At 54.6% G+C, this 12,392-nt stretch carries 9 protein-coding genes; 4 read left to right on the forward strand and 5 right to left on the reverse strand.

Annotation, left to right across the window (positions count from 1 at the left end; translation table 11 throughout):
* Positions 1-27 precede the first annotated feature (27 nt).
* Positions 28-2,058: a type VI secretion system Vgr family protein gene (locus tag ACZRJQ_RS11030; RefSeq protein ID WP_463978390.1), complete on the reverse strand. Its 2,031-nt coding sequence runs from the start codon at positions 2,056-2,058 to the stop codon at positions 28-30.
* A 275-nt stretch (positions 2,059-2,333) separates the two neighbouring features.
* Between ACZRJQ_RS11030 and ACZRJQ_RS11035 the strand changes: the two genes are divergently transcribed.
* The 3 genes from ACZRJQ_RS11035 (at position 2,334) to selO (ending at position 9,085) form a co-directional block, all read left to right on the forward strand.
* A complete protein-coding gene (locus ACZRJQ_RS11035; RefSeq protein WP_463978391.1) occupies positions 2,334-4,076 on the forward strand; it encodes a potassium/proton antiporter in 1,743 nt (580 codons plus the stop codon).
* A gap of 36 nt (positions 4,077-4,112) precedes the next feature.
* Positions 4,113-7,481 (forward strand): mechanosensitive channel MscK, encoded by a 3,369-nt coding sequence (mscK, locus tag ACZRJQ_RS11040; protein ID WP_463978392.1) that lies wholly within the window; start codon positions 4,113-4,115, stop codon positions 7,479-7,481.
* A 140-nt stretch (positions 7,482-7,621) separates the two neighbouring features.
* Positions 7,622-9,085: a protein adenylyltransferase SelO gene (selO, locus tag ACZRJQ_RS11045; protein ID WP_463978393.1), complete on the forward strand. Its 1,464-nt coding sequence runs from the start codon at positions 7,622-7,624 to the stop codon at positions 9,083-9,085.
* A 101-nt stretch (positions 9,086-9,186) separates the two neighbouring features.
* On the opposite strand, the gene ACZRJQ_RS11050 is transcribed toward selO, so the two are convergent.
* Genes ACZRJQ_RS11050 through ACZRJQ_RS11060 form a run of 3 tightly spaced genes read right to left on the reverse strand, consistent with a single transcriptional unit; the run spans position 9,187 to position 10,684 of the window.
* Positions 9,187-9,492, reverse strand: a complete 306-nt coding sequence (locus ACZRJQ_RS11050; protein ID WP_463978394.1) for a hypothetical protein — start codon at positions 9,490-9,492, stop codon at positions 9,187-9,189.
* The gene (locus tag ACZRJQ_RS11055; protein ID WP_463978395.1) at positions 9,489-10,178 is read right to left on the reverse strand and encodes a DUF4225 domain-containing protein; all 690 of its coding nucleotides are present in this window, start codon (positions 10,176-10,178) and stop codon (positions 9,489-9,491) included. Before ACZRJQ_RS11055 ends, ACZRJQ_RS11050 begins: the two co-directional genes overlap by 4 nt.
* 20 nt (positions 10,179-10,198) lie before the next feature.
* Positions 10,199-10,684: an Hcp family type VI secretion system effector gene (locus ACZRJQ_RS11060; protein ID WP_463978396.1), complete on the reverse strand. Its 486-nt coding sequence runs from the start codon at positions 10,682-10,684 to the stop codon at positions 10,199-10,201.
* 348 nt (positions 10,685-11,032) lie between these two features.
* Between ACZRJQ_RS11060 and trxC the strand changes: the two genes are divergently transcribed.
* Positions 11,033-11,473, forward strand: coding sequence for a thioredoxin TrxC (gene trxC / locus ACZRJQ_RS11065; RefSeq protein WP_463978397.1), 441 nt, complete (start codon positions 11,033-11,035; stop codon positions 11,471-11,473).
* Here the strand turns inward: trxC and ACZRJQ_RS11070 are convergent.
* Positions 11,470-12,243 (reverse strand): ParA family protein, encoded by a 774-nt coding sequence (locus ACZRJQ_RS11070; protein WP_463978398.1) that lies wholly within the window; start codon positions 12,241-12,243, stop codon positions 11,470-11,472. The two genes, trxC and ACZRJQ_RS11070, sit on opposite strands and share 4 nt — an antisense overlap.
* Positions 12,244-12,392 lie beyond the last annotated feature (149 nt).

The raw sequence follows: 12,392 nt of genomic DNA on the forward strand, positions 1-12,392 counted from the left end.
GGCTGTGCGGGAGTGCAGGCATGTCAATCACGACTCGCTCTCGCTTTTCTTGGCAGCCTCTTCGCAAACAGCGCATACCGCGTGCTGGTTCAGCAGGTTCGCGCGCTGTGCTTGCAGCAAGTAAGGGGTGTGCGAAGCCAAAAGAGGGTCTGGCGTTGCCAGTAACGCTGGCGCTCCCGGCACCGGAGCACCACCCAACATAATCGGGCTGCTGCTGTAAATGCCTGCGGCACTGATCAGAATGTGCTGCCCACCCGCCATCAATGAGATGGCCGCTCCAGCCTCAAGCACTATTTGAGCACCTGCTTTGAGGTGCACTTGTAACCCTGCCTCAGCTGCAAGATTTTGCCCCACGTGAGTATGGCTACTGGCCGCTACCTGCAAGTGATCGCTGGACTTGATCAGCACTTTGCGATCGCCCATTACCGTGCGTTGATCTTCAGCGTTAATCACGCAAACGTTATTGCCAACAATGATTTCTTCACGCTGACCATCGACCTCCAATCGGCTGTCATTTTTGATGTGTTGTGCCATGTCGCGCTGAGCGTGAAGGTAGATCAGTTCCTGATCTTTACGATCCTCAATGCGCAGTTCGTTGTAACCGCCACCTCCCGGCGTGCTGCGGCTTCGCAGTACGGTTTGGGTTTTGTTCTCAGGCAGTTGCAGCGGCGCCGGGTTGAGGCTGTTGATCAGGCAACCGCAGATCAACGGCTGATCGGGGTCGCCCTCTAAAAAGGTGACCAACACTTCCATGCCCACCCTGGGAATGGTCACGCTGCCATGACTGTCCCCGGCCCAGCTGGATGACACCCGCAGCCAGCAACTGCTGGTCTCGTTGTGGGCACCCAAGCGATCCCAATGGAACAACACCTTGACCCGACCATAGGGGTCGCAGTGAATGTCTTCGCCCTCTGGCCCCGTGACCCGGGCGGTTTGGCTGCCGAGAATACGGGGTTTGTCATAGGCCTGTTGTGGGCGCCAATTCACGTCTTCCGGGGTGGCATAAAAAGTGTTGCGGTAGCCTTGGGTAAAACCACTCGTATCAGCCATCAACGAACTTGAACCGTACTCTTCCAGCACCTGTGGCTGCTTACCTTCGTGATGAATGTCCGTCAGCAGCCATTGGGTATTCCATGCCGGGCGTGGGTGCTCACTCATCGACAGGAAATGACCGCTGCGCAAGTTGGGCTGGTCGCTACTGCCACTGGCCTGTCGATAGCCCGTTTGATGACGCTCAAGTACCCGCAGCCCTTGGCGCTCGCCTTGAGCCTTTTCGGCAAAGCGACCGGGGTAAATATAGTGTTCTAGCGCCCGCTCTTTGTGGTCTGCCTGACTGTCGGCGCTCAAGGTGCGACTGGCTTTGGCAAAGTCGTAATCGCGGGCAAAGGTACGGTTGGTCTGCACTTGAAACTGCAGGTCAAAACGATTAATCGCCGCCTGCTGGGCCACCATCCCGCCGCCATGCACATAGGACGTTGGCAGGACGATTGAAGTGAACGCCTGCTGTTTATCACCGAAAACCAATACATGTTCGTCAGGCGAATGCCTGAAGTGGTAATGAAAACCCTCCTCAAAACACAGCCGCTGAATAAAGTGCAGGTCGGACTCGCCGTACTGCACGCAGTATTCCCGAGGCGCATACGTCGAAAATGAAGAGAACGTGTAGGCATCGCTGAAGATCCCGTGCTCTCCAAGCACCGTTTCGATGATCTGCTGCACGGTCAAACTCTGAAAAATACGATGGTTGGTGCGATAAGCCAGATAGGCCAAGCGCGGTACCAGCGTCAGACGGTAACGGGTTAGTCGCGTACCGGGGCTGTCCTGCTCAATTCGCTCGATCTGCCCATGAATGCCATTGCCCTGCGGCTCAAACGCCAGAAAAGCACTTTTGTGCAACAACGCTTCAAGCTCAAGCCCTGAGCGATCACTGACCAGCTCAATCTGTATGGCAAAGGGCGTGCTGATAGCTTCATCGCCCTTGAACGCCAGCACGTGAAGCTCATCCTCACAACCTTGGATGGTCAAGCTAAAGCGTGCTTGCTGGGCCATGTGGGGCATGCGTGATTCCTCTAAAGCGCGCAGTAGGTTGTCTGCACAAAAAAGAGTGAACGCTAACGGATACCGTGAGAGAGCCGATGTAGGAAGCGCCCTAAAGATGCCAGCGAAACAGGATTAAATATTTGCATGCGCTAAACCACGTTACGGCTCGCATTAAAGCCACCCACACCTAAAACCTTTTTGACAGCCCTGCAATTGTGCAGGTTAGAATCGCTGGCACGCAGACTGCATGTTCAGCCTGCGCCCCCGCCTTTCACGTTTCTGGAGTACTGCCTTTGAATGCGACGACCATCAACAGCCTGTTCTTGATCGGCGCGTTGCTGGTGGGTGCGAGCATTTTGGTAAGTTCTTTGTCCTCGCGTCTGGGCATCCCGATTCTGGTGATTATCCTTGCGGTGGGCATGACCGCTGGCGTAGATGGCGGCGGCATCATTTTCAACAATTACCCCACAGCTTATTTGGTCGGCAACCTCGCCCTCGCGGTGATTTTGCTCGACGGAGGGTTGCGGACACGGGTGTCGAGTTTTCGGGTGGCTTTATGGCCAGCGCTATCGCTGGCCACGGTCGGGGTAATGATTACCACCGGGCTGACGGGCCTGATGGCCGCGTGGCTATTCAACCTCAACCTGATCCAGGGGTTGCTCGTGGGCGCCATTGTTGGCTCCACCGATGCGGCAGCCGTATTTTCGCTGCTGGGCGGCAAAGGCCTGAACGAGCGGGTATCGGCCAGCCTTGAGATCGAGTCAGGCAGCAACGATCCAATGGCGGTGTTCCTCACCGTGACCCTGATCGACATGCTCGCCAGCGGCGAAACCGGCCTGCACATGAGCCTGCTGCTCAACCTGTTGCGCGAGTTCGGTATCGGCGGTGCCATTGGCCTGACGGGCGGTTGGCTGATGCTGCAAATGGTCAACCGGATTAACCTTGCCAACGGCCTGTACCCCATTTTGGTGGTGGCGGGCGGGCTGGTGGTCTTTGCCCTGACCAACGCCCTGCACGGCAGCGGCTTCCTTGCGGTTTACCTCTGCGGCCTAGTGATAGGCAACAGTCCCATCCGCAGCCGTCATGGCATTTTGCACATGCTTGACGGCATGGCCTGGCTGGCACAAATCGGTATGTTTTTGGTGCTGGGCTTGCTGGTCACTCCCCACGATTTGCTGCCCATCGCAGTGCCAGCACTGGCGCTGGCGCTATGGATGATCCTGTTTGCCCGGCCGCTGTCAGTCATTGTGGGGCTACTGCCGTTCAAAGCCTTTCATGGGCGTGAAAAAGCTTTTATTTCCTGGGTGGGGTTGCGCGGCGCAGTGCCCATCATTCTGGCCGTGTTCCCATTGATGGCCGGGCTACCGAACGCCCAGCTGTACTTCAATTTGGCGTTCTTTATCGTGCTGGTGTCCTTGTTAGTGCAAGGCACCAGCCTGCCGTGGGTCGCTAAATGGCTCAAGGTCACGGTGCCACCTGAGCTGGCACCTATCTCGCGCGCCGCACTCGAAGTGCACGTCACCAGTGAATGGGAGCTGTTTGTTTACCGACTCGACGCACAAAACTGGTGCATTGGTGCTGCCCTGCGCGAACTAAAAATGCCCGAGGGCACGCGCATTGCGGCACTGTTTCGCGGCCAAATGCTGCTCCACCCGTCGGGCAGTACCACCCTCGAAATAGGCGATCTGCTCTGCGTGATAGGGCACGAACACAACTTGCCCGCCTTGGGCAAACTGTTCAGCCAGCCGCCTACCCGCGGTCTGGACCTGCGCTTCTTCGGTGACTTTGTACTTGAAGGCGACGCCCAACTGGGCGCAGTGTCGGCGCTGTACGGCCTCAAACTGGACGGCATCGACCCCGATCTTCCTCTGAGCAGCTTCATCGCGCAAAAAGTTGGCGGCGCCCCGGTGGTCGGCGACCAAGTGGAGTGGAACAACACCATTTGGACCGTTGCCGTCATGGAAGGGAACAAGATAGGCAAAGTGGGCGTCAGATTCCCCGAAGGAAGTGCCCCGGGCCCCGGGTTGTTCCTCTAAACTCCCAACTTTCCTACGCTTGTCTGATCGGTATCTATGCCAACTCTGCGCACGTTCTTTGCCACCGTCCTGCTCGGTCTGAGCCTTTCAGTCGGCATGCTCCACGCTGCCGAACCGCCCACCGCCGAGGCGGTTCAGCAAAGTCTGGACAAAATTGCCGACCGCAAATTACCCGATGCCGATCAAAAAGCGCTGCAAGCGGTGTTGGAGCAGACCCTAAGCCTGTTAGCCACCAAAGCGGATTACGAACAGCGCCTCAGTGAGGTCAAACAGCAGCTCAGCAATGCACCACAGCAAACGGCCGAAAATCAGCGTGAGTTGGCTCGACTCAAAGCCTCCAAAGCCGTCCCTGTGGAGCAGCGCTACAGTGGCCTTTCAGTGCCACAACTGGAGCAGATGCTGGCCGAACGCACCACGCAACAGGGCGAATTGCAAAAGGCGTTGGCCAACGCCAACAGCATGAGCATTGCTGCGCAGACCCGCCCAGAAAGGGCGCAAGCCGAAATCAGCACCAGCCAAACGCGCATCCAGCAAATCAACAACACCCTCAAACTGGGGCGCGACAACGGCAAATTACTGACCGCTGACCAGCGCAACAAACTCAATGCCGAAGCTGCCTCGCTCACGGCCTTGATCGCTTTGCGCCGCCAGGAGCTTGCGGGCAACAGCCAACTTCAGGATCTGAGTGGCAGTCAGCATGACCTGCTGCTGGAAAAAACCGCCCGTCAGGATCAAGAGATCCAAGAGCTGCAAACCCTGATCAACAAAAAGCGTCTGGCGCAGTCGCAACAGACGGTGACCGAGCAATCCATTGAGGCGCAGAAATCAGGCAGTAGCAGCCTGTTGGCCACCGAGAGCGCGACAAATCTTAAACTTTCCGACTACCTGCTGCTCAGCACCGACCGCCTGAACGAAGTCACCCAGCAAAATCTTGAGACCAAGCAGCAACTCGACAACGTGACCCAAAGCGATCAAGCGTTGGACGAGCAAATCAGCGTGCTCAAAGGCAGCCTGCTACTGTCAAAAATCCTCTACAAACAGAAGCAAGCCCTACCGCGCCTACAAAAGATGGACAAAAATCTGGCAGACGAAATTGCGGATATTCGTCTCTATCAGTTCGAAATCAACCAGCAGCGCGAACTCATCAGCAACCCGGCCACCTACGTCGATAACCTGCTGGCCACACAGCCTGCCGACCAAGTGACCCCGCAATTGCGCAAGACCTTGCTCGAACTGGTCACTACCCGCAGCGACCTGTTAGAGCGGCTGAACCGCGAGTTAAGCGCGTTGCTTAACGAAACAATCACCCTGCAACTGAACCAGAAACAACTGCTCAGCACCGCCCAAAGCCTGCGCGCCACCCTTGATGAGCAGATGTTCTGGATCCCGAGCAACAAACCACTGGATCTGGAATGGCTCGAAGGCGCCCCGCGCCAGCTCAAACAACAGGTGCTCACCCTGCCCTGGACAACTGGCCTCAGCGAACTGGCTGACGGTTTGGCCCAGCGCCCTCTGTTGTTTTTGCCCTTGGCACTGTTGATCGTGGCCTTGCTGTGGAAGCGCAGATACCTCTACGGCAAATTGAACAAAATCCATCAAGACATTGGCCACTTCAAGCGCGACAGCCAATGGCACACGCCCTTGGCGATTCTGATCAACATTTTGCTCGCGCTGCCTGTTTCACTGGCGCTGGCCTTGTGTGGCTATGCCTTGCAAACCGATGCGCGGGGTATGAACGCCAACTTGGGTTCATCGTTAATCCAAATGGCCCAAGCCTGGCTGGTGTTCTACACCGCGTATCGTATTCTGGCGCCCGGTGGCGTGGCTGAACTGCATTTCCGCTGGGAAAAACCCTTGGTCGAATTCCTGCAGAGTTGGGTTCGCAAACTAGGTTTTGTGGTGCTGGCATTGGTGGCAGTGGTCGCTTTTGCTGAGCAACAACCCGCCGCGCTGGCAGACGACGTGCTGGGCCTGATTGTGGTGCTGAGCTGTTATGCCGCTATGGCCTGGTTGTTGTGTCGCTTGCTGCTTAACGACAAAACCGAGAAAAAAGCCTACCGCCTGCGCAAGCTGCTGGGCTTTGCGTTCGCCCTTCTGCCTTTGGCTTTGTTTGTGGCGGTGTGCTTTGGCTATTACTACACCGCGCTCAAGCTCAGCGATCGCCTGATCAACACCCTTTATCTGTTGATGTTCTGGCTGGTGACCGAAGCCGCGTTTGTGCGCGGGCTGGCTGTAGCCGCTCGCCGTCTGGCGTATCAACGCGCACTGGCCAAGCGTCAAGCTGCCAAAGAAGCGGGCGAAGGCAACGATGCCATCATTGAAGAACCCACGCTGGACATCGAACAAGTTAACCAACAGTCACTGCGACTGATTCGTCTGGCGCTGCTTGCCGGTTTTATCGGCATTCTGTACTGGGTGTGGGCCGATCTGATTTCGGTGTTTTCCTACCTCGACAACATCACGCTGTACGAATACACCAGCGGCAGCGGCGCCACCATGAGCATGGTGCCCATCAGCATCGGCGATGTGATTGGAGCATTGGTCATCATCGGCCTCAGCATCGCTCTGGCGCGCAACCTGCCCGGCCTGCTTGAAGTGTTGGTGCTGTCCAGACTTGACCTGGGGCAAGGCAGTGCTTATGCCACCACCACCTTGCTGACCTACGTGATTATTGGCATTGGCTTTGTCTCCACCCTGTCGACCCTCGGCGTAAGCTGGGACAAGTTGCAGTGGCTGGTAGCAGCGCTGTCGGTAGGCTTGGGCTTTGGCATGCAGGAAATTTTCGCCAACTTCATCTCCGGGATCATGATTTTGTTTGAACGCCCGGTGCGTATTGGCGACACCATCACCATTGGCAACCTGTCTGGCACCGTGAGCAAAATCCGCATCCGGGCGACCACCATCACGGACTTCGACCGCAAAGACATCATTGTCCCGAACAAAACCTTCATTACCGGGCAACTGATCAACTGGTCGCTGACCGACACCATTACCCGCGTGACGCTCAAACTTGGCGTCGACTACGGCTCGGATCTGGACTTGGTCAAGCACCTGTTGCTCAAGGCCGCGCAAGAAAACCCGCGCGTGCTAAAAGACCCCGAGCCCCACGTGTACTTCCTCAACTTCGGGGCCAGCACCCTCGACCACGAACTGCGCATGCACGTGCGTGATCTGGGCGACCGTAACCCCGTGATCGACGAAGTGAACCGCTTTATCAACCGTGAGTTCAAGAACCACCAGATCAACATCTCGTTCCAGCAGATGGAGGTGTACCTCAAGAACTTGCAGGGCCAAGAGTACAAACTGGTCCCAATCGGCCCGGAGGCTCCCGCGAGCGGCACCGAGCCCGAACGCGCATCCGAACCAACACCGCCGCAAAAACCGCAACTGGGCAAGTTGGACTGACCAGAACAACACTGTAGGAGCAAGCTTGCTCGCGAAGGCATCAGCACGGCAACTCAAGCAAACTGAGGCGCCTGCATCGCGAGCAAGCTCGCTCCTACACAGGTTTTACATGCGCCTCAACGCCTTACTGGAGACGGCCATTGAAAGCCCTCGACGAACTGACCTTCGATAACCGTTTCGCTCGTTTGGGCGATGCCTTCTCAACTCACGTCCTGCCTGAGCCCATCGACGAGCCGCGCCTGGTTGTGGCCAGCCATAGCGCTATGGCGCTGCTTGACCTTGATCCGGCCATCGCCCACGACCCTGTGTTCGCCAAACTGTTTGGGGGCCACACGTTGTGGGCCGATGCCGAGCCGCGGGCAATGGTCTATTCAGGCCACCAATTTGGCTCCTACAACCCACGTTTGGGCGACGGCCGTGGTGTGTTGTTAGGCGAGGTGTACAACGAAGCGGGTGAGCATTGGGATTTGCACCTTAAAGGCGCAGGCATGACCCCTTACTCGCGCATGGGCGATGGCCGCGCCGTACTGCGTTCATCCATTCGCGAGTTTCTCGCCTCAGAAGCGCTGCATGCACTGGGCATTCCCAGCAGCCGCGCTGCGTGTGTCATTGGCTCCGACACCCCGGTATGGCGCGAAAAACAGGAACGTGCCGCTATGGTCTTGCGCTTGGCACCGAGCCATATCCGCTTTGGGCATTTCGAGTACTTCTACTACACCAAACAACCTGAGCAGCAAAAGCAACTGGGCGAACACGTGCTGGCCCTGCACTTCCCCGAGTGCCTGGAGCAGCCAGAACCGTATCTGGCCATGTTTCGCGAGATCGTCGAGCGCAACGCCGAACTGATCGCCAAATGGCAGGCTTATGGCTTTTGCCACGGCGTGATGAACACCGACAACATGTCGATTTTGGGCATCACTTTCGACTTCGGCCCATTTGCCTTCCTCGACGACTTCGACGCCCACTTCGTGTGCAACCACTCCGACCACGAAGGCCGCTACTCCTTCAGCAATCAGGTGCCTATCGGCCAATGGAACCTCAGCGCACTGGCACAGGCGCTGACACCGTTCATCAGCGTTGAAGCGTTGCGCGAGACACTGGGCTTGTTTTTGCCGCTGTATCAAGCGCACTACCTCGACCTCATGCGCCGCCGCTTAGGCTTGACCACTGCGCAAGACGGCGACCAAGCCCTGATCGAAGATCTGCTACAACGCATGCAAGGCAGCAGCATCGACTACACCTTGTTCTTTCGCCGCTTGGGCGACGATTCTGCCGAGCAGGCCGTGGCTAAACTGCGCGATGAATTTGTCGACCTGAAGGGTTTTGATGAATGGGCAGAGCGATATGTGGCACGGGTCAATCACGAAACTGAGCGCGACAACAGCACACGCCGAGCACGCATGCACGCGGTAAACCCGCTATACCTGCTGCGTAACTACTTGGCGCAAAAAGCCATCGATGCCGCCGAAGCCGGTGACTACAGCGAAGTACAGCGCTTGCACACCGTACTCACCCAACCGTTCACTGAGCAGCCGGGAATGGAAAGTTATGCCGAACGCCCACCGGAATGGGGCAAGCATTTGGAGATTAGTTGTTCGTCGTAAGTGAACAACTTTAAATCACCCCACACGTTCATTTAAACCTCATCAGGTTCTAGATGGGCGTGAGAAGTGCGCCTCAGAACTTAACAAAAACAAAATCAATACTACTTGCGTGAGAACCACCATTTAACATTCCGCCTAACAGGAAATAAAAGTACATGTATAAAAATACAGACAAAAGCAATCCAGCCAATAAACGGGTGCTCTGAAACAATCTCCGGACGATGCCCTAAAAATAAAAAATCATCCCCTTGGAGAATATCCATATAAGGCACAACAAACATCCCATTGACTATCAAGCAAAAAAACAGCTTAACGTAATTTAAATCACCACCAGAAAAATGCACCTTTAAAAAGGTGGCGACAAAAATCCCACAAGCTGCCAAGACAGGAAAAACCAACAAAATCATTTTTCAGCCTCTTGATATACCTGCTTCCCTGTTTGGAAGTCAGAATATATTTCAAAGCCCATAGCACCAGCCCCCATTCCTTTATAGGATCGCACATAGTCTGTTTTGACATACCTGAATAAGCGCCAAGCATCGGGTTTTAATATATAACGACCAAGAGCATACGCAGACAGTCCTAAGTCGATTGCCCCATAGGCTATATTCCCTTCGCGCTCTCCGCAACCAAGTGCTTTTGCTACTGCTTGATATCCTTTCCTGACTGGACCCTCTGTATTAGTACGATCAGTTAAAAGATTGCGTGCGTTTTCGTAAACGTTATTTGCGCCATGTGCCATCATTGGTACGCCAGCCACGAGACACAGTGTACCCACTGAGGCGTAACATATCCCTGCACCTGTTACAACCTGCATTGCCCCGGCAATTGTTCCAGCACCTTTTTTGGCGATTTGCCATGACTGACTGAGCAGACTATTTTGCTCGTCCTTTAACTCTTTTAATCCTTGCTCAACACTTTTATTTCCCAGCGAGACATCATTAACAATGCTTTTAGCGTAATAAGCGACTTCGCGGTTGAATTGCAAACGCAGCGTGCCGTCTTTTATGTGCTTAACACCTAATGTGCTGGCTTGGCTTCCAAGCTTTCCAGCCGCAGCACTCACCATCCAATAGTCACAGCTATCAGGCATGCAACTTTCGTTAGTTAACTTCACTCGTCACTTCCCCATGTGCTATATCCGCTGGTACCTGCAATGTGGTGGGTCCACGTGATCTCTCGATAACGAATGGCAACATGCTCTTGTGGTTCGGCGTCGCTCTGCAAAATAGAGTGCGGCATTTCAAGTGTCAAATCAGCAATAATCCCGCCATTGATTGAAACCGAGTAAAATTTCTCCTGCATACCAAAAGAAGACACTCGATAAAAACTAATCGTGCAGTTTATTTCTTCTCTAGCTGAGAGCGCTTGCGCGAGGAGCGGCGAGGCTTTATCAACATTTTTGGTGATAAGGATTGGACCATGTGTAGGTTTGTTAATATTTCCAATGTTGACCATATTATGAGTGTAAGACAGCACCATGATTTCGTCGACATGCCCGGACTGACACTTATTACCTATAGAGTCTTGGGTTGAGCAACCTGCTGAAATCAAACCTTGTGCTTTGCCTGCGATAGCCATATATCCGTGATTAGCCATAATCCAAAAATCCTTTTATTTATTCAACTATCCTACCTGTAACAACCTGCGCTTATCAAACGTCAATTTACGCGGACCCACATTATCGGTGACTACTGACTGACAAAATAAAGATTAATTTCTAATACACCTACACCTGACATAGGATAAAACGCAAAACTATATAAACTATTGCCTTCATTTAATAAACACAATTAATCGCCACCACTGACAGAGCAACATACAAACTATCGCACGGCTCATTGAATAAGTACTGGCAGGCTTAGCGAACATCTGCTGAACTGCACCTTCTCGAAACTTAAACGGACTATGTAGACGCGTAGTTCTTGCAATAAACGGAGTGTTGAAATGACCGACCCGCTGCTGATCCCCTGCCCTCACTGCAACGGCCTTAACCGTATCCCCGCTGAACGCGTGGGCGAGCATCCTAAATGCGGACGCTGCAAGAATGAGGTGTTGCAGGGTAAGCCCTTCGAGCTTAAACAAACCGACTACGCCAGTCAGATCAAGGGCGATCTGCCGCTATTGGTGGATGTGTGGGCTGATTGGTGCGGGCCGTGCAAAGCATTTGCACCCGTTTTCGAGCAAGCTGCCAGTCTGCTAGTCGGCAAGTGCCGTCTGGCCAAGCTCGACAGCGAGGCCAATCAACAATTGGCCGGGCAATTGGGCATTCGTTCTATCCCCAGCCTGATCCTGTTCAAAAACGGCCGTGAAGTCGCACGCCAAAGCGGCGCGCTGCCGTTGCAGCAGCTCACCGCATGGTTACGCAGCCAAGGCATCAGCGCTTAGGCGTTCTGATCCAAATAGTCGTGCAGTTCTACAAACTGCTGGGTCAGTTTATGCCGCGGGTCAAAGTGGATCAGCGGCTGGCACGCCTGATGCGACTCACGCATACGCACAGAACTGCCCAGATAGACCGGTAACACCGGCAAGCCTTCAGCAATAAGCTCGTCGAGCATTTGCTGTGGCAAGCTGGCCCGAGCTTGAAACTGGTTAACCACAATGCCTTCGACCAACAACTCTTCGTTGTGGTCTTCTTTCAGCTCTTCGATTTCAGATAACAAACCGTAAAGGGCTTGGCGCGAGAAACTGTCGCAATCGAAGGGGATGAGCACCCGATCACAGGCAATCAGCGCCGAGACCGCGTAAAAATTCAAGGCGGGCGGCGTGTCGATATAGATGCGGTCGTAATCTTCGGCCAGTTCATCAAGCAGCTTTCGCAGCTTGTTGATCTTGTGCTTGGCCTCAAGTTTGGGCTGCAAGTCGGCCAGCTCGGCCGTGGCAGTAATAACGTGCAAATTGTCGAAGGGCGTTTCGTATATATCGACTCGATTTTTCTTGGAGCCAACACTGGACGAAAGGCTGTGCTTGAAGAACTCGGCGATCCCCATCGGGATGTCGTCGCCGGTCAATCCGGTGAGGTATTGGGTAGAGTTGGCCTGAGCGTCCAAGTCCACCAACAAGGTGCGATACCCCTCGCTGGCGCTGACGGCAGCCAGGTTGCAAGCGATGCTGGACTTACCCACACCACCTTTTTGATTGAACACCACGCGACGCATTTAAAACCTCCGTGTATCAATGAATGCCCGAGTGTAGATGCCCTTTATGCGCCTTCGCTACCTCGCATCGAAAACAGCTACAGCTCTAGCTCACAGATCTGCAAATACACACGAACATATCCTTCATTTGTGACACACAAGTCCTACCC

It is taken from the genome of Pseudomonas sp. E315, from assembly GCF_055406205.1.